Here is a 21,757-nt window from a genome sequence, read left to right as displayed (position 1 = left end):
GCTATCCGGTCTTGGTTATTCAGGCCCCGCAAACAGTTGTGTACAGGGGATCCTGAAGGTTCAGCAGTTTCATATTGTCGACCCTGGGGCTGCCGTCGGAACCCAGCGGTACCAGCTCGCGGCTCTGGCAGTTAATCAGGTGAGCCCGGTGCGAAACCGCATCGGTAACGGTCTGGGAGAAGCGGTAAAGGGTAAACCGGACAATATTGGAATCCGGGGTATCTTTGCTGATGCTGGCCACATCCACCGTGGAAAACGCGGTTACGTACGGGAAAACAAAGGTCCACGGGCGGAAGAAGATCTTTTCCTGTTCGGTGTTTACCACAACGGCCTCTTCCGGCAGCAGTGAGCGCTTGTGGTCATACCAGGTGTATTCGCCGTAGATCAGGTAGCCGAGCATACCGGCGCCGGCAAACACCGGGATAATCCATTTGGGCGCGCGCTTGGCGGTGGCGGCACGAATGCCCAGGGCAATACCGGCAGCACCCAGTCCGCAGAATACAGTGGCAACAAAAGTCCAGAACATAAATCGGTATCCTCAAAAAAGAACGGGCTCCCTCACAGAGGAAGCCCGTTCGGTATCAACCTGTCATTGCAGGCAATGATTCAGGCTGTCTTGCAGTTTAATGGTCTTGGGCAGATCCGGCACCGCGCGGGTAACGGACGCTTTCAACCAGTTCCTGGATCTCAACGGGCGGTTCAGCAGTCACTTTGGATACTGCGAAGGCTACCGCAAAGTTGACCACAGCACCAACTGCACCGATGGACAGCGGGGAGATACCCAGTACCCAGTTTTCAGGCGTGTCTGCCAGGTTGTTGGTGCCCGGGATGAAGAACCAGCCTTTGTAGATGAAGATATACACCAGGGTGAAGATCAGACCGGACAGCATACCCAGGGTTGCGCCCACGTTGTTCACACGCTTGGAGAAGATACCCATCATCAGCGCCGGGAACAGGGAGGCTGCCGCGATACCGAATGCCAGCGCTACCACCTGGGCCGCGAAGCCCGGAGGGTTGGCGCCCAGCCAGGTAGCAACCACAATGGCAACCGCCATGGAGATACGGGCCGCCATCAGTTCGCCTTTCTCACTGATGTTCGGGTTGAGTCGGCCTTTGATCAGGTCGTGACTCACCGCCGAGGAGATTGCCAGCAACAAGCCCGCTGCAGTCGACAGGGCGGCTGCCAGACCACCTGCGGCGATCAGGCCGATTACCCAGCCCGGCAGGTTGGCGATTTCAGGGTTGGCCAGTACCAGGATGTCGTTGTTAACAACCATCTCGCTGCCTTCCCAGCCACGCTCGGAAGCGGTAGCGGCGAAGTCAGCGTTCTTGTCGTTATACAACTGGATACGGCCGTCGTTGTTCTTGTCCTCGTAGGTGATCAGACCGGTCTCTTCCCAGGTGGCAATCCAGCCCGGACGCTGATCGTACTCGATCGGCTGGGCAGCAGTGCCTTCCGGATAGATGGTGGTCATCAGGTTCAGACGAGCCATGGACGCTACAGCCGGCGCAGTCAGGTACAGCAGTGCGATGAAGACCAGGGCCCAGCCGCCGGACCAGCGCGCGTCAGCAACCTTGGGAACCGTGAAGAAGCGGATGATTACGTGGGGCAGACCCGCAGTACCGATCATCAGGGACAGGGTAAACAGAACCATGTTCAGTTTGTTGTCCACATCTGCGGTGTACTCGCGGAAGCCAAGGTCGGTAACAACCTGGTTCAGCTTGGCCAGCAGCGGCATGCCGGATTCGGCGTGGGTAGAGAACATGCCCAGGCCCGGAATCGGGTTGCCGGTCAGTTGCAGGGAGATGAACACCGCCGGAATGGTGTAGGCAACGATCAGCACGCAGTACTGGGCTACCTGGGTGTAGGTGATGCCTTTCATGCCGCCGAGTACCGCGTAGATGAATACAACCACGGCTGCGATCATCAGGCCGTTGGTCGCTTCAACTTCGAGGAAGCGGGAGAACGCAACACCGGCACCAGCCATCTGGCCGATAACGTAGGTGACAGACGCTACGATCAGGCAGATAACCGCGACCAGACGGGCGTTGGGGCTGTAGTAACGATCACCGATGAACTCGGGTACCGTGAACTTGCCGAACTTCCGCAGGTACGGGGCCAGCAGCATGGCCAGCAGCACGTAACCGCCGGTCCAGCCCATCAGGAAGGTGGAGTTGGCGTACCCGCCGGCGGCAATCAGGCCCGCCATGGAGATGAAGGATGCCGCAGACATCCAGTCGGCACCGATAGCCATACCGTTGGTTACCGGGTGAACACCGCCACCGGCAACGTAGAAGTCGCTGGTGCTACCGGCCTTCGCCCAGATGGCGATGCCGATATAGAGGAGGAACGAGCCCCCTACAAACAATAGGTTAATTGCAAATTGGCTCATTGGTTCTTACTCCTCGTGTACGCCGAATTGTTCGTCGATTTTGTTCATGCGCCAGGCGTAGAAGAAAATCAGAACAATGAAGGTAAGAATCGAGCCTTGCTGGGCAAACCAGAAACCGAGGTCGGTCCCGCCGACTTCAATGCCGGCCAGCATGGGGCGTAGCAGGATGGCAAAACCATAGGAGCACAGGCCCCATATGATCAGACTGCCAAAGATAAGGCGTAGGTTCGCCTTCCAGTAGTTCTCAGCGTCGTAGCTATGACCTGACATACAAAATCACTCCTGTATTGTTGTTGTAGAGCTTTGCTGGGTTTTTGCTGGGGTGGTGCGGAAAGAGAATTTATTATTCATGTAATACTTCTCCGACTTGTTGTCATCTCCGACTTTACCGGTCAATGCGTTTGAGGATATTGGCAAATAGTCTAAGTCTCAGTAACTTGCCTTGCATTTGATCAAGGACATCAACGATAAGCCGAGCTAAATCAAAGTCGGTGCATCTGCTGTAAACGGCGTTGATAATGCAGTTTATCGACCAGTTCTTTCAGGGTTTTTACGTCTTTCTTCTGAGCCATATTGAGCGCTGCAAGGGTCAATTCGGCCGTTACCATCGCATCTGCCGCAGCGTGATGCCGTTCACTAATTTGAAGATTGAAGTAGTCGGCCCAATTATCCAGCCCGCGCCCCTTGGTCTCGGCGTGGGGGAAAAACGCCGGTAACAGCTCTGCCACATCCATCCACAGGTGCTGGGATGTGTAACCCAGTTGGGCTTTCAGGGTCTTCTCTAGGAATTTCTGGTCGAACGCCGAGTGGTAGGCCAGGATGGGATCGCCGTTCATCCACTCCAGCAGGTGCAGCAGGGCATCCTCGGTCTCATGGCCCTGGGTCAGGGCTTCAGGGCCAATGCCGTGGATCAGCACGGTTTCGCTGATATCCAGCTCGGGGCGGCGCAGGATCAGGTCAAACTGGTCATTCAGGTGGATGACGCCGCTTTCAATGGCCACCGCGCCAATGGCGATGACTTCGTCTTTCGAGAAATTGAGCCCGGTGGTTTCCAGGTCCAGCACGATCAGCCGGGAACGGGCCAGCAGTTGGTCGCTGGCCGTTTTCGGGGCCGGCAGGCTGTCGGTGTCGTGGTCACCGGTAACGCCGCCCCTGCGCTGGGTAAGCCATTGCTTGATCTGTTCGAGCATGGTTGCCGGCCTATAGTTGGTAGGTGATTTCCAGTTTTTGCTGCAGCCGCTGGGCCTGGCGGAAAGATTCCCGCAGTATCCGTCTGTCCAGCGGGTTCAGGTCATCCGGATCTATGTAGTTGGTCAGCTCTTCACCTTTATCGAGCATTTCCTGGTGGGCGCGCATGCGGATGGCCTGAATCAGGCTGTAAGCTTCTTTCCAGGCATTGGCATCCTTGGCGTCGAACACATCTTTGCGGGCCAGTGCATCGATCCGTTCCAGTGTGTTGGCAGTTTCAACACCGTGGGCGAGGGCGAAGACCCTGACGGATTCCACGAACGGTGCCAGCCCCTGGCGTTTCAGATCCAGGGAGTGTTTTTTCTCGTCGTTGAGGTAACGGAAGTTGCGGAACATGGTCAGGGGCGGTTTGCGCTGCAGGGCGTTGCCGGCCAGCATTTTCTGGAACAGGGCGTTCTTGCGGATGCGGGCCAGTACGTTTTCCAGCAGCCGGTGCAGCGGTTCGGACGGGCCGAAGACGGCGCGCATATCCAGGAAAATCGACGAATAGACCAGGTTCTGTGGGGTCGACGCATCGATAAAGCGGATAAACCAGTCGTCCCACTCGCCGATACTCAGGCACAGTTTCGGGTTGCTGGCCATGATGTTGCCCTTGCACAGGGTGAAGCCGCACTCAGCCAGCTCATCATTGACCTTGCGGGCGAAGGGCAGCAGCTTTTCACGAACCTGTTCCGGGGTCATGCCCTCCGGGGTTTCAAACAGGATGCCGTTGTCCTGGTCGGTCAGCAGGGTCTGCTCCTGCCGGCCCTCGCTGCCGAAGGTGAGCCAGGTGAAGGGAATGCCCGGATCGTTCTTTTTCAGGTTCAGTTCCAGCACCCTTCGCACGGTGACATCATTCAGGGTGGTGATGATCTTGACCACCTGGCCGGAGTCCGCGCCATGGGCCAGCATGGCATCCACCAGCCTGGAAACGTCGGTGCGCAGGGCCACCAGTGTACGCAGGTGGGTAGCGGTGCCGATGGTGCGGGCAAGGTTGACCAGGTCTACCCGTTGAAGGGAGAACAGGTCCCGCTCCGAAACCACGCCGATGAGCCGCTGTTCTTCGTCCACCACGCACAAATGGGCAAAGTGATGTTCCGCCATCAGCATGGCTGCCTCGAAGGCATCGGCGGTTGACGGCAGGCAGCAGGGGTTCGATGTCATTACCTGGCTGATGGGGGTGTCCAGTGGTCCTTTTTCCTCGGCAACCATGGTGCGCAGGTCGCGCAGGGTAAAGATGCCGGTGGGGTGGCGGCCGTCATCGGTAATGATGATGCTGCCCACGTTGTTTTCGTGCATCCGGGCCACGGCTTTGCGCACCGGCAGGTCCGGGGAGCAGACGATCGGATTGCGCAGGGCATAGCGTTCCAGCGGGGTGTCCAGGCTGTTACTGGAGCCGATGGAGGCCATGGCCTTGGATTGCAGGCGCTGGTTGACCTGCTCCAGCAGGCTGCTGACCCCGCGCAGGCAGAAGTCCCGGAACGGTTCGCTTTCAGAAATCAGGGTTACGAAATCTTTCTTTTCGATGCTCAGGCAGAAGGTATCCCCGGACGCCCGGTGCAGGGTGCGGGTCGGCCGCTCGCCCACCAGCGCTGCCAGGGGGAAGCATTCGCCCTGACTGATTTCGAAGGTGGTTTCGGTGCGCTCTTCGGTTTTGTGCTGGCGCTCGCCTCGAATCCGGCCCTGCTTGACCACATAGAATCGCTTGGCCTGACCGTCTTCCGGCGACAGCACCACATCACCGTCCGCGTAGAAGCTGAGGGTGGCATGCTCGGCAAAGTGTGCCAGGTGGGTGTCGTCCATGCTTGAGAAGGGTGCATGTTCCCGCAGGAACGACATGATGGCCCGGGTATTCTGTGGGCGGGCGGTGTCCTGGTTTGCTGCGGCCATAGCGGAGTTCATCCTGGTCCTGGTGGCGCGGCGGGTTACCGGCGCTCATTCGTTATTGTTGTCCTTCTGCAGTGTAGTGCAGCAGGTCGTTGTTGTACCTTACGATTTTCGTCGCAAACCTTGTCGGTTGTCTGCTTTATGGTAGCCCCGGGCAGTGGTAGAGTTCTGATACCTGTCAATCCGGAAGCAGTTAGTGTCATGACCAGTAAAGACGAACGCCTGGCTTTCCTCGAAGAGATGAAGGATGTCCGGCGGATCCGTAAACCCAACAAAGCGGAAGTGGCGGTTCCACGGGAACTGACGCCGGGCCACCTGGCACGCCAGCAGGCTGCGGTAGAGACCCCGGTGCGCGACCTGAACCCGCTGACCTCAGACATGGTGGAGCCGCTGACGGCCCACGATGTACTGAGCTGGATGCGTCCGGGCATTCAGCATGGGGTGTTTCGCAAGTTGCGGCTGGGCCAGTATCCCATTGAAGCCCGGCTGGACCTTCACCGGATGACCGTAGAAGAGGCCCGGAGGGAAGTGTTCGCCTTTATTAACGATTGCGTGCGCTATGGCCTGCGCTCGGTGATCATCCTGCATGGCAAAGGGGAGCGTAATCCGGACGGGATCGCCCAGCTGAAGAGTTACCTGGCCAAGTGGCTGCCGGAGCTGGACAGTGTACTGGCGTTCCATTCGGCCCAGAAGCACCACGGTGGCACCGGGGCCGTCTACGTGATGGTGCGCAAAAGCGAGCGGGACAAACAGCATAACCGGGAAGTACACGGCAGCCGCTAGGGTGCCTGAACAGTGTGACAAACGAGGAAAGTAACATGACCAAACGTTCTGTAGCAGTGTTGATGTTAGCAAGCTTTTTTGCCCTGACCGGCTGTAAAGACCGGGTGATCTGGAACGACAACGGCAAGGTGGATGAGGCAACCCAGGACCGGGAAGTCTGGAACACCAATGGCCAGGTCGATTCCGGCGAGCGCAAGATCTGGGTGAATAAAGACGGTAAGGAAGTGGTCAAGTAAGCCCGCGGGCTTGCTTCAAACCACGACACAAAAACTAGAGGAACGGCTCATGGCGTTCAGCCTGACAGTGAATGGAAACCGGCACACGGTGGATGTAGATTCGGATACGCCCCTTTTGTGGGTCATCCGGGATGAACTGGGACTGAAAGGCACCAAGTTTGGTTGTGGTGCCGGCCTGTGTGGCGCCTGCACTGTGCACGTGAATGGCCAGCCGGCCCGTTCCTGCTCCACCGCCATTGAGCTGGTGGATGGTGCCGAGATTACCACCATCGAAGGGCTGTCTGAGGGCGGCAACCTGCATCCCCTGCAGCAGGCCTGGATCAGCGAGGGCGTTCCCCAGTGCGGCTATTGCCAGTCTGGCCAGATTATGACCGCTGCCCACCTGCTGGCAAATAACCCTTCGCCCTCCCGGGATGACATCGTGGCCGCCATGACCGGCAACCTGTGCCGCTGCGGTACCTACGCCCGCATTGTGGCCGCGGTGGAATCGGTGGCCGGCGGTGTTGGCCATTATCAGCCTGGGCAGGAGGGCGCCTGATATGACCATGAACCGCCGTGATTTTATGAAAGTCAGCACTGGTGCCTCCGGCAGTCTGGTGCTGGCCCTGTCGCTCCCGGGCTGTGCCTCGGTACAAACCGGCTTTGAGCCGGAAACCGGTGAATGGACGCCGGATGTCTGGCTGGAGCTCAACAAGCAGGACGAAATTACCTTCACCCTGGCCCGGGTTGAAATGGGTCAGGGCACCTATACCGGCCTGACGACCCTGATTGCGGAAGAGCTGGATGTGGATCCGGCCCGGATTCAGGTGAAGTTCGCGCCGGTAGCGCCGGAATACCGTAACCCGTTTATCGGCCTGCAATTGACCGGCGGCAGTACCAGTGTGGCGAGCAGCTGGCAGCCCCTGCGGGAGGCGGGAGCGGCTGTCAGGTTGATGCTGGTTATGGCCGCCGCCCGGGTTTGGGGCGTGGATGCCGATAACTGCCGTACCGACAACGGCCGGGTGCTTCATCCCAACGGGGTGGATTCCCTGCGTTATGGCCAGTTGGTTGCGCTGGCGGATAAAGAAGTGATTCGGGGCGTTGTGCCCCTCAAACCCCGTTCGAAGTGGAAATACATCGGCAAGCAGGCCGGCAAACTGGACGCCCGGGCCAAGGCCACGGGCACTGCGGTTTACGGCATTGATGTCGAGCTGCCTGGCATGGTCTACGCGGTGATGACCCGCAGCCCTCGCTACGGAGGCCGCGCTACCGGGTTTAACCGCGACGAGATTCTGGCTATGGCTGGCGTGCAGGCGGCGTTTATCACCGAACGCGGTGTCGCCGTGGTGGCAAACAGTTACTGGAAAGCCCGTAAAGCACAGCAGGCTGTGCGCGTGGAGTGGGATTTCTCCGAGGCCCTGGATACCACGGTTGATGAGGTGTTCGAGGGCTATCGTAAAGCCGCCAGCGAAGACCCTGGCGAGCAGGAACGCTCTGAAGGCGATGTGGAAGACGCCATCCGCAAAGCCGGGCGCGTGGTGGAAGCCGAGTACGAACAGCCATACCTGGCCCATGCGCCGATGGAACCCATGAATGCCACCGCCTGGTACCACGATGGCGGCATGGAGATCTGGGCACCAACGCAGGCACCGGATCTCGGGCGCATTGCGGCCTGCCGGAATTCGGACCTTTCACCGGATGACGTGACCGTACACACCACCTTCCTGGGTGGCGGATTCGGTCGCCGGCTGACCCAGGATTACATCGAGGAAGCCGCTGCGGTTGCCTATAAGCTGAAGGTGCCGGTCAAACTGATCTGGTCCCGGGAAGAAGACATGCGCCACGGTTTCTGGCGCCCGGCCATGCTGCACCGTATGACTGCCAGCCTGGACGGCTCTGACCTCACTGGCTGGGATCACCAGATTGTCGGCCCGCAGATTCTCGACTGGTACGTGCGCAACGCTGCGCCGGCCCAGTACCCCTGGGCACCAAAATTTCTCTATAACACCCTCGGTAAAGTAGGTTTGATGGTCGAGGGCCTGGCCACACCAAAAGATGTATCTGCCATAGAAGGTGCTATCGGCTATCCCTATCAGGTACCGAATGTCAGCGTACGACACACCCATACCGACCCCGGCGTGCCCATTACCTGGTGGCGATCAGTAGGCTACTCCCACAATGGGTTTGCCGTTGAAACCTTTATGGACGAACTGGCCCACGAGGCTGGGCAGGATCCCCTGGAATTCCGCCGAAAACTGCTGGCCAAAGAGCCGCGCCACGCCAGGGTTCTGGAACGGGCGGCGGATCGGGCGCAGTGGGGCGAGCCGCTCCCGGAAGGCAGGGCACGGGGCATAGCGCTGTTCCAGAGTTTTGGCACCTACGTAGCCCAGGTGGTGGAAGCCGGTATCGAAAACGGCGAAATCCGTGTTTACAAGGTAACCGCCAGTGTGGATTGTGGCCAGGTGGTGAACCCGCGCATCGTCGAGGACCAGATTTCCGGCGGTATCCTGTTTGGCCTGACGGCGGCGTTGTTTGGCGAAATCACCTTTGACAAGGGTGAAGTCCAGCAGAGCAACTTCCACGATTATCGGCTGTTGCAGATGCACCAGGTGCCTGAGGTTGTGGTGGATATTGTCGACAGCGATGAAGCCCCCACCGGCGTGGGCGAGCCGGGTGTGCCGCCGGTGATTCCTGCTCTGGGCAATGCGCTGTTTGCACTGACCGGTAAGCGCCAGCGCCGGTTACCGCTGACCGCATGATCAAGCGGTTTGGTGTAATAGACGGAGAATCCCAGTGTTTGATGTGACCCGATACGCTATTGCCGCCCAGTCCATTGTGGATGCCGGGCGCTTCCTGTATGACCGGGGCTGGTCGCCGGCCACCAGCAGCAACTATTCTGCCCGCATCGACAGCGACCACGTTGCTATTACCGTGTCCGGTCGCCATAAAGGCCAGCTCGCTGCCGGTGATGTCATGGTGGTAGACCTGAACGGCAACCCGGTCCAGAGTAACTGCAAGTCCTCGGCAGAAACCCTGTTGCACACCGTGTTGTACCAGGTGTTTCCGGATGCGGGTGCAGTGCTGCATACCCATTCCGTGAAAGCCACCGTGCTCAGCCGCCTGATCCCGCCGGGCAAATCCCTGGAACTGGAAGGCTATGAACTGCAAAAAGCCTTTGCCGGGGTAACCAGCCATGAGGGGCGGCTATCGATACCGGTATTCGATAACACCCAGGATATTCCGGCCCTGGCGGAACAGACCGGCGAATGGTTCCGGGCTCATCCGGAACAACCGGGTTACCTGATTCGGGGCCATGGCCTGTATACCTGGGGCGCCACCATGGCCGATTGCCTGCGCCATGTGGAAGCCTTTGAATTCCTGTTTGAATGTGAACTTGAAACCATGAGAGTCCGCCCATGACCACCCTGAGCATTTTCCAGCAGAACCAGCCGCAAGCGGCACACACCGTAACCACCGACCCGCAGGTGATTCGCGATACGCTGGCCAGCCAGGGTGTGCGCTTTGAGCAATGGCCAACCCGGGAGCTGCCGGCTTCGGCCACCCAGGAACAGATTCTGGAAGCCTACGCGGATGAGGTCGCCAGCCTGAAGCAGGAATGCGGTTTCCAGACCGCCGATGTGGTCAGCCTGACCGCGGACCACCCGGATAAAGACGCCTTCCGCCAGAAGTTCCTCGACGAACACACCCACAGCGAAGACGAAGTGCGTTTCTTTGTGCGCGGGCAGGGGCTGTTCTACCTGCATTTTGGTGATCAGGTGTATGCCCTGATGTGCGAAAAGAATGACCTGATCAGCGTTCCGGATGGCACCCGCCACTGGTTTGATATGGGCCCGGAGCCGGAATTTACCTGTATTCGCCTGTTCTCTAATCCGGAAGGCTGGGTGGCCAGCTTCACCGGTGAGGAGATTGCCTCCACCCTGCCCAGGTATGAAGCGCTGGCGGGGGTGGCCTGATGATCCGGGTAATTCTGACCGACATCGAAGGCACCACCAGCTCTATCTCCTTTGTACACGAGGTGCTGTTCCCCTACGCCAGTGAACACCTGCCGGCGTTTGTGCGGGCCCATCACCACACCACGCCGGCGGTTGCAGAGCAGCTGGCGATTGTGGCGCAGAAAAGCGGTGTCGACAGTAAGGACGTGGAAGCCCTCATCGAAGTGCTCCAAGGCTGGATCAGCGAGGACCGCAAGGAAGGTTCCCTCAAGGCCTTGCAGGGCATGGTCTGGGAACAGGGCTATCACAGTGGCGAGCTGAAGGGCGACATCTACCCGGATGCGGCGGACTACCTGCAGCGCTGGCATGATCGGGGTCTGAGACTGTTCGTATATTCCTCTGGCTCGGTGAAGGCCCAGAAGCTGATTTTTGGTCACAGCAGTGAAGGCGACTTTACACCGTTTTTCTCCGGGTATTTTGATACCGGCGTAGGTGGCAAGAAAGAAGCGCAGTCGTACCGTAACATCCTAGACGAGCTGGGTGTCGAGCCGGGTTCTGTGCTGTTTCTCTCGGACGTTGAAGCCGAGCTTGAAGCGGCCGAGCAGGCGGGCATGAAAACCGCCTGGCTGGTACGTGAGGGTGAATTGCCGGACACCGGTCGCTTCGTGGCCCGGGACTTTGCGGAGGTAGACGCGCTGCTGCGTAAACGCTAGGAGGTCGATTTATGCCCGGACTGTTAAGGCTGCAATGGCTGGTTCCGGGTATCTGTGCCCTGTTTCTGGCTGGATGTAACCCGTTCTCCGAAGCCAGGCCGATGATGACCGAGTACCTGGAGCGCCTTGCCCGGGTACTTGAAGCCCCCGTTGTTTCCCTGCCTGAAGAGTTGCCGCCGGCATCGCAATTACCCCGCCGCCGCGACCGCGTTCTGGACATGCCGGAACTGGATATCGGCATGCTCGAATTCCTGTCGCTGTATGGTTGTGAGCTGCAGTATGTGGTGGGTGAGAAGAACTCGGTCATGGGCAAGGTAATGCAGCCGGTAAACCGCCTGCGATACGAAGTGCGCTTTATCCGTGCCGCGGAAGACTGCCTGCCGGAGGTAGAGGATGAAGAGCTTGGGGAAACCCTGGCTGAAGCGATCGCGAGCAAGCGGGATTCGTTGCCCCGGGCTGTCTGGAACGCCACCTGGGGCACCGAAGAAATCGAGAACCTGTTTACCCTGAGTAAAGGTTTTTACCCGGTGGGTGAAGGCCAGCTTCCGGTTTCCGATCTGCTGCGGGACCTGGAACAATTGAGCGAGACAGTGACGGCCTTGTTGCGGCAGCAGCTTGACGTTTCCCTGGATAACCTGGGCGCCATCCATCAGCGCTGGCAGGCCGAATACCGGGCCGGGCAACTGGTTAACAGTGCCCGCTTGCTGATTGCCACTCTGGATACCGGCACCGAAGTGCTTCAGGCCAGGCTGGCAGAACGGCCGCTATGCCTTAACGGGAAACCGAACAACCAGTCCGACATCGTTCACAGTTTTTTCTTCAGTGTGTATATCGGTGAGGTTCAGCCCTACATGAGTGATGTCAGCCGGGCGGCCGATACCTTGATTGCGGGCTTCGCAGAGCTGGCGGCGAAGCAGGAAGCGCAAATACCGGAAGCCTTTGGCGGCTGGGCTCGCCGGCACCTGCAGGCTGGTGAGGAAGGCAGCCTCTGGCATCAGCTTGATGGCGCAATGATGCGCCACACACGCCACTGGCAGCAACTGCTGGAACAATGCGGGCTGAGGCCGGGTGCCTGACAGCCCGCACTGGCTATAGCCGGCGTTAGCCAGCCGCCACAGGCCGGTTCACTTTCAGGTGCACCATGGCCACGGTGAACAGCAGGAAGGTGAGAATGGTCATGATCACTGGCCCTGCAGCACCTTCGCTCAGCCAGGCCGAAACCACCGCCTGGGTAAAGTAGAAGATCAGTACAAAGGCCATCCAGATATAGCCCCGGTTATGACCGCGGAAAACCGGCACGGCAAACGCCAGCAGCGGCAGGAGCTTGACCGTCAGCATCAGGGAAATCGAGACGCCTTCCACGGGTGCCGGGTAGAAGGTAGTCAGCAGCAATCCGGCCAGCACCGAGATATACAGGGCGATGGTCAGGCGTGCCGTGGTTTTTGCTTTGTCGTTGTGGAGCATAGAAGGTTCCGGGTGGTGGATTTCGAATCAGTCAGCCAGTTTCACGGCCAGCCGGGCTAGCCGTTCGCCAAAGGCCTGGCACAGGGCTTTCTCGTGTTCGCTCAAACCTTGCTGGGCGCCGGTGCCGGCCCAGTGTGAAGGCCCGTAGGGGGTGCCGCCAGTGCTGGTTTCATTCAGGGCGCTCTCCGAGTAGGGCAGGCCGCACAGCACCATGCCGTGGTGCAGCAGGGGCAGCATCATGGTCAGCAGGGTGGTTTCCTGGCCGCCATGCAGGCTGCCGGTGGAGGTGAACGCACCGCCAGGCTTGCCGGCGAGCTTGCCGTTCAGCCACAGGTCTCCGGTGCCGTCCAGGAAGTGCTTGAGCGGTGCCGCCATATTTCCGAAGCGGGTAGGGCTACCCAGTGCCAGGCCGGCACAGTTGGCCAGTTCTTCCCGGGTTGCATAGGGGGCGCCGGTATCCGGAACCGGGGGCAGGCTGGCGGTGGTGTCTGGCGACACCGGTGGAACGGTGCGGATCTTCGCTTCCATTCCGCTCACCCGGGCCACGCCCCGGCCAATCTGGGTGGCCATGTCGGCGGTCTGGCCGTTCCGGCTGTAATAAAGAACAAGAATGTACGGGCTGGTATCGCTCATGCCTGGCTCCTGGGCAATGCTTCAGAGAATCTCGAGAACGCTTTCCGGTGGCCGGCCGATGGCCGCCTTGCCGTTGGCCAGTACAATCGGCCGCTCGATCAGTTTGGGGGTGGCCACCATGGCTTTTACCAGCTGTTCCCGGCTCAGTTCCGGGTTATCCAGGCCCTGTTCCTTGTATTCGCTTTCTTTAGTGCGCATCAGCTGGCGGGGCTCGCAGCCCAGCAGGTCAAGGATATGTAACAGTTCCTGCTCTGTCGGAGGCGTCTCCAGGTAGCGTATAATCTCCGGTTCGATGCCCTTCTGCTGAATCAGCTCAAGGGTCTGCCGTGATTTGGAACACCGTGGGTTATGGAAAATGCGGGTTGGTTCTGTCATGGTCATGCCCGGTTTACAGTAATGGTTGCTGTCCTTTCGAAGGGCGGTAGTCTAACAGGAGGATATCCCTTGCAGTACCCTCGGCCGTTCAGGCGTTTCCTGGCTTTAATTACGCTGGTTTTAGCGGCAGCGACCATCACCGGTTGTGAAAATACCGAGCTGCAGCGTGCTGATGGTACGGCCGTGAACTGGGATGACTTCCGTGGCCGCTGGGTATTGGTGAACTACTGGGCAGAATGGTGCAAGCCTTGCCTGGAAGAAATTCCCGAACTGAACGAGCTGGACAAGGCGCCGGACATCTCGGTACTGGGTGTGAATTTTGATGGCGTTACCGGCAGGGCCCTGGAGCAGTTGGGAGAGGAAATGGGCATCGAGTTCCTTATGCTGGGCCAGGACCCGGGCCCGGAATTCGGCTGGAAAATGCCCGTGGGCTTGCCCGCCACGTTTATTGTGGACCCCTCCGGCAACCTGGTTGAAACCCGGTTCGGGCCACAAACCGAAGAAGATATCCGCACATTGATTGGCAACTGACCATGGCAAACACTTTCGTTCACCTGCGCGTACATTCCGAATATTCCATGGTGGATGGCCTGGTACGGGTCAAGCCGCTGATCGGCCGCGTGGCGGAGCTGGGTATGCCCGCCGTCGGCCTGACCGAGCAATCCAATATGTGTTCCCTGGTGCGCTTCTACAAGGCTGCCATGGGCGCCGGCGTGAAGCCGATCATCGGTGCGGACCTGTGGCTGGAAAACCCGGATGAGCCGGAAAACCCGTTCCGCCTGACCCTGCTGGCCCGCAACAACGACGGTTACCTCAACCTCACAGAAATCATCTCCCTCGGCTATACCGAAGGCCAGCGCTACGGCAAGCCGATTATCCGCAAGGAATGGCTCGAAGCCCGGCCCGCGGGGCTGATTGCCTTGTCCGGTGCCAAGATGGGGGATGTGGGTAAGGCTTTGCTGGCGGGCAAGCCGGAACTGGCCCGGGAGCGTGCCGAATACTGGATGAACCTGTACCCGGGCAGCTACTACCTGGAGCTGCAGCGTACCGGCCGGGGCGGTGATGAAGACTGCCTGCATATGAGCGTGGAACTGGCAGCTGAACTGGGCCTGCCGGTGGTAGCTACCAACGACGTGCACTTCCTGCAGGCGGACGATTTCGAAGCCCACGAAGCCCGGGTCTGTATTGGTGAAAGCCGGACCCTGGATGACCCCAGGCGGGATCGTCGCTTCAGCGACCAGCAATACCTGCGTAGCGCCGAGGAAATGATCGAGCTGTTCTCGGACATTCCCGAGGCCGTCGAGAACACCGTGGAAATCGCAAAACGCTGTTCGGTGAAAGTGCGCATGGGCGAGTACTTCCTGCCCAACTACCCGATCCCGGATGGCATGACCATGGACGATTACTTCCGCCATGTGTCCGAAGAAGGGCTGGAAGCGCGCCTTGCCAAGACCCTGAGCAAGGACGACCCGGAATACGACCAGAAGCGCGAAGACTATTACAAACGCCTGAAGTTCGAGCTGGATATCATCATCCAGATGGGGTTCCCGGGTTACTTCCTGATCGTTATGGACTTCATCAAGTGGGCCAAGAATAACGGCGTGCCGGTGGGCCCGGGCCGGGGTTCCGGTGCCGGCTCCCTGGTCGCCTATGCGCTGCTGATCACCGACCTGGACCCGCTGGAATACGACCTGCTGTTCGAGCGGTTCCTGAACCCGGAACGGGTATCCATGCCCGACTTCGACGTCGACTTCTGCATGGAAGGCCGGGACCGGGTCATCGAATACACCGCCCAGAAGTATGGCCGGGAAGCGGTTTCCCAGATCATTACGTTCGGTACCATGGCCGCCAAGGCGGTGGTGCGGGACGTTGCCCGGGTGCAGGGCAAATCCTACGGCCTGGCAGACAAGCTCTCCAAGCTGATTCCCTTTGAAGTGGGCATGACCCTCAACAAGGCCATCGAACAGGAGCCCCAGCTCAAGGAATTCCTGGAGCAGGATGAAGAAGCCCAGGAAATCTGGGAAATGGCCCTGAAGCTTGAAGGCGTGTGCCGGAACGCCGGTAAACACGCAGGGGGTGTGGTGATCGCGCCCACCAAGATTACGGATTTCTCGCCGCTGTATTGCGACGATGAGGGTGGAAGCCTGGTCACCCAGTTCGATAAAGGGGATGTGGAAGACGCCGGGCTGGTGAAGTTCGACTTCCTGGGTCTGCGGACCCTGACCATCATCAAGTGGGCCTTGGGCATGATCAACCCGCGCCGGCAAGAGCGCGGGCTTGGTGACCTGGACATCAGCACCATTCCGCTGGATGACAAGCCCTCGTTCGACCTGTTGAAAAAGGCCGAGACCACCGCGGTGTTCCAGCTGGAATCCCGCGGCATGAAAGACCTGATCCGACGCCTGCAGCCGGACTCCCTGGAAGACATGATCGCCCTGGTGGCCCTGTTCCGCCCGGGGCCGCTGCAGTCCGGCATGGTAGACGACTTTATCGACCGTAAGCACGGTCGCCAGCCGATGTCTTACCCGCACCCGGATTATCAGTATCAAGGCCTGAAACCGGTATTGGAGCCCACTTACGGGGTCATCCTGTACCAGGAGCAGGTCATGCAGATTGCCCAGGTGATGGCCGGCTATACGCTGGGCGGTGCCGACATGCTGCGCCGGGCCATGGGTAAGAAAAAGCCGGAGGAGATGGAGAAACAGAAGGCCATCTTCCTGGACGGTTGTGAGAACAACGGCATCGACAAGACCCTGGCCGAGAATATCTTCGACCTGGTAGAAAAGTTCGCCGGCTACGGCTTCAACAAATCTCACTCCGCAGCGTACGCGCTGGTGTCCTACCAGACCCTGTGGTTGAAAACCCACTACCCGGCCGAATTCATGGCTGCGGTACTCACCGCCGATATGCAGAACACCGACAAGGTGGTAACGCTGGTGGAAGAGTGCCGTAACATGAAGCTGGACCTGCTGGTACCGGATGTCAGCCGTTCTGCCTACACCTTTACGGTGAATGACGATGGCCAGATTGTTTACGGCCTGGGCGCTATCAAGGGGCTGGGTGAAGGCCCCATCGATAGTATTGTGGAGGCGGCCAAAGACGGCCCGTTCCAGGATATTTTCGATTTCTGCCGCCGCATCGACCTGAAGAAAGTGAACAAGCGGGCGATGGAAGCCCTGATTCGCTCCGGCGCCATGGACAAGCTGGGCCCGAGCCGTGCCCAGCTGATGGCGAGCATCGAGAAAGCCATACAGCAGGCGGACCAGCAATCCCGCAACGATGCCGCCGGCATGATGGATATGTTCGGTGAAATGCTGGAGAGCGGCGGAGAGGGCGAAGACCCCTATGCCGATGTGGCCCACGTTCGTGAGTGGCCGGAGAAAGAGCGGCTCAAGGGTGAGAAGGACACCCTGGGCATTTACCTCACCGGCCATCCGTTTGATGAATACGAACGGGAAGTGCGGCGCTTTGTCCGTAACTCCATTGCTGACCTCAAGCCCAACAAGTCGCCCCAGCGGGTGGCCGGGCTGGTGGTGGCCCAGCGCACCATGAAAACCCGTACCGGCTCCACCATGTGCTTTATCACCCTGGATGACCGCAGCGCCCGTATTGAGGCCACGCTGTTCTCGGAAGCATTTTTCGAAAACCGCGAGCTGCTGCAGTCGGACCAGGTGATTGTGGTGGAAGGGCAGGTCAGCCACGACGATTATTCCGGCCAGATGAAAATGCGGGTCAGCTCGGTGATGGACGTAGCCACCGCCCGGCAGCAGTTCAGCCGGGGTATCCGGCTGGCCCTGCATGCTGACCAGCTGCAGAACGGCCTGCTGGACAAACTCGACGACACGCTGCGGCCTTTCCGTAACGAAGGCAGCCCGGTGTGGATCGAATACAGCAGTGCCGAGGCCAGCACCCGGATTGAGCTTGGGCCATCCTGGCGGGTGCAGCCCGATGACAAACTGTTGTTCGAGTTGAAACACCTGGTGGGAGAGAAGTCGGTGGAGTTGGTCTATGATTAAGACCAATGTCCGCTTTAGTTGAGCGTTTTGCGCTGCTATCTTTGTCCCAAATTCTGGTTATGGTGGGTTGACCGCCCACCTGGCAAGCAAATGATGGAACATCATGAACCCTAATTACCTGGATTTCGAACAGCCGATCGCCGACCTGGAAGCCAAGATTGAAGAGCTTCGCATGGTGGGTAACGACACCGACATCAATATCACTGATGAAATCAGTCGTCTGAAGAAGAAAAGCGTCAGCCTGACGGAAACCATCTTTTCAGACCTCAAGCCCTGGGACGTAGCCCGCCTGGCCCGCCATCCGCGCCGCCCCTACACCCAGGACTATATCGACCTGATTTTTGAGGATTTTGACGAACTGCACGGCGACCGTCGCTATGCGGATGACTTGTCCATCATTGGCGGCACCGCTCGCCTGGACAACAAGCCCGTGATGGTGATTGGTCACCAGAAAGGCCGCGAAGTGCGTGACAAGGTCAAGCGCAACTTCGGCATGCCGCGCCCGGAAGGCTATCGCAAGGCCCTGCGCCTGATGGAAATGGCCGAGCGCTTCAAGATGCCGATACTGACCTTTATCGATACCCCGGGCGCCTATCCCGGTATCGGCGCCGAAGAGCGTGGCCAGAGTGAGGCCATCGCCTTTAACCTGGCGGTGATGTCGCGCCTGAAAACCCCCGTTATCTCCACCGTAATCGGTGAGGGTGGCTCCGGTGGTGCACTGGCCATTGGCGTGTGCGACCAGCTGAACATGCTTCAGTACTCAACCTACGCGGTTATCTCCCCTGAGGGTTGCGCGTCGATTTTGTGGAAGAGTGCGGAGTATGCCTCCCAGGCTGCGGAAGCTATGGGTGTAACTGCCCAGCGCCTGAAAGAGCTGGGTGTTGCGGACAACGTGATTGCCGAGCCCCTCGGTGGTGCCCACCGCAATCCGGAAAAAATGGCCGAGACCCTGAAAACGACCTTGGGTCAGGGCATTGACGAGCTGAGCCGTTTACCCCTGGACGAGCTGGTAAGCCGCCGTTACGAGCGCTTAACCAAGTATGAAGGCGGGCGGTAACACCGCCCGGGCTTCTGGCTGGCCCGGCGACCTGCTCGGGCCGGTCAGTCAACTTCCCGAATATTCCCGTCTCTGGGTGGCCTTCAGCGGCGGCCTGGATTCCACGCTGTTATTGCAGGCTGCCTCTGCCTGCTACCCCTCTGTTACTGCCCTGCACATCAATCATCAGCTCCAGCCCAATCATCAGCAGACCGAGCAATTCTGCCGGGATGTCTGCGAGCAGCTGGGTGTTGAATTGTCCGTTGCGCGGGTGGATGTCCCGGTTGGTGCCAGGGGTGCTGGCGGCCTGGAAGATGCGGCCCGTACAGCCCGTTATGAGGTGTTTCACAACACCCTGAACCCGGGCGACATGTTATTGATGGCCCACCACGCCGATGACCAGGCAGAAACGGTCCTTTTCCGGCTGTTGCGGGGCTCCGGTGTCAGCGGGCTGGCCGGAATGCCGAAAACGCGGCCGTTAGGCAAGGGCACCCTGTACCGGCCCTGGCTCGGGGTCAGTCGCGACAGGCTGGAGCAGGTGGCGACGAAACTTGGTGTGCGCTGGGTAGAAGACCCCAGCAACCAGAGCCGGCAGTTCGACCGCAATTACCTGCGCCACAGTGTTCTGCCGGGCCTGAAGGATCGTTGGCCCGGTTTGTTGAAGCGGGTTGCCCACAGTGCCCGATCCTGCGCCGAAAGTGACCAGTTGAATCAACGCCTGGCGGAACTTCAGTGGCAGACCTGTTCCGATAGCGGCCGCCTCGCGATTGAGCCGTTCTCCGCCCTGCGTGCCCCCGAGCGCCGCAACCTGGTGCGTTGGTGGATTCAGCGCGAGGGTTTCCCGCCGCCGGCTTTGGCAGGCTGGGACCAGGTTCTGGCTGAACTGCTTGAAGCCGGAGAGGATCGGGAGCCGGAGCTCCGGGGCGATGGATTCAGCCTGCGCCGTTACCGGGGGCATATTTACCTGGTGCCGGATAATCCTCCCGCGCCAGAGCCAGTAGCGCTTACCCCCGGGTCGCCAGTGCGTTGGCCCGGCTGGTTGCTGTCGCTGAAATCGGTTGCCCCGGCAGAACAGCAAACAACGCCGCCGCCAATAAGGGTATCTACGAGGCAGGGTGGTGAGCGGGTCCGGCTGGCCCCGGGTAAGCCCTCCCGTGCGTTGAAAACCTGGCTGCAGGAACAGTCCGTTCCACCCTGGGAGCGCTCAGTATTACCGCTGGTCTGGCGGCAAACCAGCGAGGGCGAAGAGCTGATCGGGATTGGCGATTTGTGGTGTTCTGAACAATACTCGGGAGGCGCCCCTGCCACCGGCTGGCGGCTGATTGTGGAGAGGGATTGTGATTGAGTACAGAGGGGCTTTCTGGTAGTCTGGCGTCCCATCTTGAGATGAACAATCTCCCTCCTTCACCGAACCAGATAATCACGGAATCTGCATGACGCGTTATATTTTCGTCACCGGCGGTGTCGTGTCCTCATTAGGCAAAGGTATTGCGTCTGCCTCACTGGCAGCCATCCTCGAGGCACGCGGCCTGAAGGTCACTATTCTCAAGCTGGACCCGTACATCAACGTGGACCCCGGCACCATGAGCCCGTTCCAGCACGGTGAGGTTTTTGTCACCGAAGACGGTGCGGAAACCGACCTTGACCTGGGCCACTACGAACGCTTTATTCGTACCCCCATGAGCAAGCGTAACAACTTCACCACCGGCCGGGTGTACGAAGAAGTTATCCGCAAAGAGCGTCGTGGCGATTATCTTGGTGGCACTGTGCAGGTGATCCCGCACATCACCGACGAAATCAAGCGCCGTGTAGTTGAAGGCGCAGCCGGTGCCGACGTGGCACTGATTGAAGTCGGCGGCACCGTGGGCGATATCGAATCCCTGCCGTTCCTCGAAGCCTGTCGTCAGCTGAAGGTGGAAGTAGGCTCCCAGCGTGCCCTGTTCATGCACCTGACCCTGGTGCCCTACATTGCCACCGCCGGCGAGATCAAAACCAAGCCGACCCAGCATTCCGTGAAAGAAATGCGCTCCATCGGCCTGCAGCCAGACATTCTGCTGTGCCGTTCCGAGCACGAAGTGGATGCCAGCTCCCGTCGCAAGATTGCCCTGTTCACCAACGTGGAAGAGCGTGCGGTCATCCCGATGCAGGATGCCAAGTCCATCTACGCCATTCCGCGCATGCTGCACGAATACGGCCTGGACCAGCTGGTTATCGAGCGCTTCGGCCTGGATGCCCGTGAAGCAGACCTGGGTGAGTGGGACGCCGTTGTGGAATCCCTGATGAATCCGCAGCAGGAAGTGACCATCGCCATGGTCGGCAAGTACATGGAGCTGCTGGACGCCTACAAATCCCTGATCGAGTCCCTGCTGCACGCTGGCATCAAGACTCGCACCAAGGTGAACATCAACTACATCGATTCCGAAGACATCGAGCGTGACGGCACCGCCGTGCTGGAATCTGCGGATGCAATCCTGGTGCCCGGTGGCTTTGGTGAGCGTGGCGTGGAAGGCAAGATCCGCACGGTTCAGTACGCCCGTGAGAACAAGGTTCCGTATCTGGGCATCTGCCTGGGTATGCAGGTGGCGGTTATTGAATACGCCCGTAACGTGGCCGGCCTGAAAGACGCCCACAGCACCGAGTTCCGTGAGCACACCCCGGAGCCGGTCGTCGGCCTGATTACCGAGTGGCTCGACGCCAGCGGTGCTACCGAAGCACGCACCGAAGCCTCTGACCTTGGTGGCACCATGCGCCTTGGCGCCCAGGATTGCGTACTGACGGACGGCTCCAGCATCGCCGCCTGCTATGGCAAGAAAACCATTCGCGAACGTCATCGCCACCGTTACGAAGTCAACAACCACTTCCTGCCAAAACTGGAAGAGGCCGGCCTGATCATCTCCGGCCGCTCCGCTGACGGCAAACTGGTTGAAGTGGTAGAAGCGCCGGAACATCCGTGGTTCGTGGCGTGTCAGTTCCACCCGGAATTCACCTCGACACCCCGCGACGGCCACCCGCTGTTCAAGGGCTTTGTTGAGGCAGCACTGGCTAACAAAAAGGGATCCTGA

21 protein-coding genes are annotated in these 21,757 nt (G+C 59.4%); 13 read left to right on the top strand and 8 right to left on the bottom strand.

What is annotated here, in order from left to right:
- Positions 1–19: 19 nt before the first annotated feature.
- From AQ621_RS05815 to AQ621_RS05795, 5 genes are all read right to left on the bottom strand, one after another.
- The gene (locus AQ621_RS05815; RefSeq protein ID WP_058340657.1) at positions 20–526 is read right to left on the bottom strand and encodes a hypothetical protein; all 507 of its coding nucleotides are present in this window, start codon (positions 524–526) and stop codon (positions 20–22) included.
- Positions 527–623: 97 nt separating this feature from the next.
- Complete coding sequence (locus AQ621_RS05810) at positions 624–2,393, bottom strand: sodium:solute symporter family protein (RefSeq protein ID WP_058340656.1); 1,770 nt, start codon at positions 2,391–2,393, stop codon at positions 624–626.
- 6 nt (positions 2,394–2,399) lie between these two features.
- Positions 2,400–2,663 carry a DUF4212 domain-containing protein gene (locus tag AQ621_RS05805; protein ID WP_022990046.1) on the bottom strand — a complete coding sequence of 88 codons (264 nt, stop codon included), beginning with the start codon at positions 2,661–2,663 and terminating at the stop codon, positions 2,400–2,402.
- Positions 2,664–2,875: 212 nt separating this feature from the next.
- On the bottom strand, positions 2,876–3,583 hold the full coding sequence (locus tag AQ621_RS05800; protein WP_058340655.1) for a 3'-5' exonuclease: 708 nt from the start codon (positions 3,581–3,583) through the stop codon (positions 2,876–2,878).
- A 10-nt stretch (positions 3,584–3,593) separates the two neighbouring features.
- Entirely contained in the window at positions 3,594–5,510 is a 1,917-nt protein-coding gene (locus AQ621_RS05795) for a putative nucleotidyltransferase substrate binding domain-containing protein (RefSeq protein WP_058340654.1), read from the bottom strand.
- Positions 5,511–5,708: 198 nt separating this feature from the next.
- Between AQ621_RS05795 and smrA the strand changes: the two genes are divergently transcribed.
- The 8 genes from smrA to AQ621_RS05755 are packed head-to-tail and all read left to right on the top strand — an operon-like array spanning position 5,709 to position 12,247.
- On the top strand, positions 5,709–6,290 hold the full coding sequence (smrA, locus tag AQ621_RS05790) for a DNA endonuclease SmrA (RefSeq protein ID WP_022990049.1): 582 nt from the start codon (positions 5,709–5,711) through the stop codon (positions 6,288–6,290).
- A 35-nt stretch (positions 6,291–6,325) separates the two neighbouring features.
- On the top strand, positions 6,326–6,526 hold the full coding sequence (locus AQ621_RS05785) for a hypothetical protein (RefSeq protein WP_022990050.1): 201 nt from the start codon (positions 6,326–6,328) through the stop codon (positions 6,524–6,526).
- A 49-nt stretch (positions 6,527–6,575) separates the two neighbouring features.
- The gene (locus AQ621_RS05780; protein ID WP_058340653.1) at positions 6,576–7,064 is read left to right on the top strand and encodes a (2Fe-2S)-binding protein; all 489 of its coding nucleotides are present in this window, start codon (positions 6,576–6,578) and stop codon (positions 7,062–7,064) included.
- Between the two features lies 1 nt (position 7,065).
- Positions 7,066–9,264: a xanthine dehydrogenase family protein molybdopterin-binding subunit gene (locus AQ621_RS05775; RefSeq protein ID WP_058340652.1), complete on the top strand. Its 2,199-nt coding sequence runs from the start codon at positions 7,066–7,068 to the stop codon at positions 9,262–9,264.
- 34 nt (positions 9,265–9,298) lie between these two features.
- Positions 9,299–9,925 carry a methylthioribulose 1-phosphate dehydratase gene (locus AQ621_RS05770; protein ID WP_058340651.1) on the top strand — a complete coding sequence of 209 codons (627 nt, stop codon included), beginning with the start codon at positions 9,299–9,301 and terminating at the stop codon, positions 9,923–9,925.
- Positions 9,922–10,479 carry a 1,2-dihydroxy-3-keto-5-methylthiopentene dioxygenase gene (locus AQ621_RS05765; protein WP_022990054.1) on the top strand — a complete coding sequence of 186 codons (558 nt, stop codon included), beginning with the start codon at positions 9,922–9,924 and terminating at the stop codon, positions 10,477–10,479. Before AQ621_RS05770 ends, AQ621_RS05765 begins: the two co-directional genes overlap by 4 nt.
- Positions 10,479–11,171, top strand: coding sequence for an acireductone synthase (mtnC, locus tag AQ621_RS05760; RefSeq protein ID WP_022990055.1), 693 nt, complete (start codon positions 10,479–10,481; stop codon positions 11,169–11,171). The genes AQ621_RS05765 and mtnC overlap by 1 nt, the downstream gene beginning before the upstream one ends.
- An 11-nt stretch (positions 11,172–11,182) precedes the next feature.
- Positions 11,183–12,247, top strand: a complete 1,065-nt coding sequence (locus AQ621_RS05755) for a DUF3080 domain-containing protein (protein WP_058340650.1) — start codon at positions 11,183–11,185, stop codon at positions 12,245–12,247.
- Positions 12,248–12,272: 25 nt separating this feature from the next.
- Here AQ621_RS05755 and AQ621_RS05750 read toward each other — a convergent pair whose 3' ends face one another.
- From AQ621_RS05750 to arsC, 3 genes are read right to left on the bottom strand one after another with little or no spacing between them, the layout of a single operon-like run.
- On the bottom strand, positions 12,273–12,635 hold the full coding sequence (locus tag AQ621_RS05750) for a DUF2069 domain-containing protein (RefSeq protein ID WP_022990057.1): 363 nt from the start codon (positions 12,633–12,635) through the stop codon (positions 12,273–12,275).
- Positions 12,636–12,662: 27 nt separating this feature from the next.
- Positions 12,663–13,268, bottom strand: coding sequence for an NAD(P)H:quinone oxidoreductase (gene wrbA, locus AQ621_RS05745; RefSeq protein WP_022990058.1), 606 nt, complete (start codon positions 13,266–13,268; stop codon positions 12,663–12,665).
- A gap of 21 nt (positions 13,269–13,289) precedes the next feature.
- Positions 13,290–13,643, bottom strand: coding sequence for an arsenate reductase (glutaredoxin) (gene arsC, locus AQ621_RS05740; RefSeq protein ID WP_036219981.1), 354 nt, complete (start codon positions 13,641–13,643; stop codon positions 13,290–13,292).
- Positions 13,644–13,712: 69 nt separating this feature from the next.
- Between arsC and AQ621_RS05735 the strand changes: the two genes are divergently transcribed.
- The 5 genes from AQ621_RS05735 (at position 13,713) to AQ621_RS05715 (ending at position 21,757) form a co-directional block, all read left to right on the top strand.
- Positions 13,713–14,174: a TlpA family protein disulfide reductase gene (locus tag AQ621_RS05735; protein WP_058340649.1), complete on the top strand. Its 462-nt coding sequence runs from the start codon at positions 13,713–13,715 to the stop codon at positions 14,172–14,174.
- A 2-nt stretch (positions 14,175–14,176) separates the two neighbouring features.
- Complete coding sequence (dnaE, locus tag AQ621_RS05730) at positions 14,177–17,659, top strand: DNA polymerase III subunit alpha (protein ID WP_058340648.1); 3,483 nt, start codon at positions 14,177–14,179, stop codon at positions 17,657–17,659.
- A gap of 103 nt (positions 17,660–17,762) precedes the next feature.
- Complete coding sequence (gene accA, locus AQ621_RS05725) at positions 17,763–18,716, top strand: acetyl-CoA carboxylase carboxyl transferase subunit alpha (protein WP_022990062.1); 954 nt, start codon at positions 17,763–17,765, stop codon at positions 18,714–18,716.
- Complete coding sequence (tilS, locus tag AQ621_RS05720; RefSeq protein WP_058340647.1) at positions 18,700–20,040, top strand: tRNA lysidine(34) synthetase TilS; 1,341 nt, start codon at positions 18,700–18,702, stop codon at positions 20,038–20,040. Before accA ends, tilS begins: the two co-directional genes overlap by 17 nt.
- A gap of 88 nt (positions 20,041–20,128) precedes the next feature.
- The gene (locus tag AQ621_RS05715) at positions 20,129–21,757 is read left to right on the top strand and encodes a CTP synthase (RefSeq protein WP_022990064.1); all 1,629 of its coding nucleotides are present in this window, start codon (positions 20,129–20,131) and stop codon (positions 21,755–21,757) included.

It is taken from the genome of Marinobacter sp. P4B1 (assembly GCF_001447135.1).
GTDB classification, from domain to species: Bacteria; Pseudomonadota; Gammaproteobacteria; order Pseudomonadales; family Oleiphilaceae; genus Marinobacter; species Marinobacter vinifirmus.
Note: the sequence above shows the minus strand (reverse complement) of the source record. Positions and strands in the feature narration are given on the sequence as shown.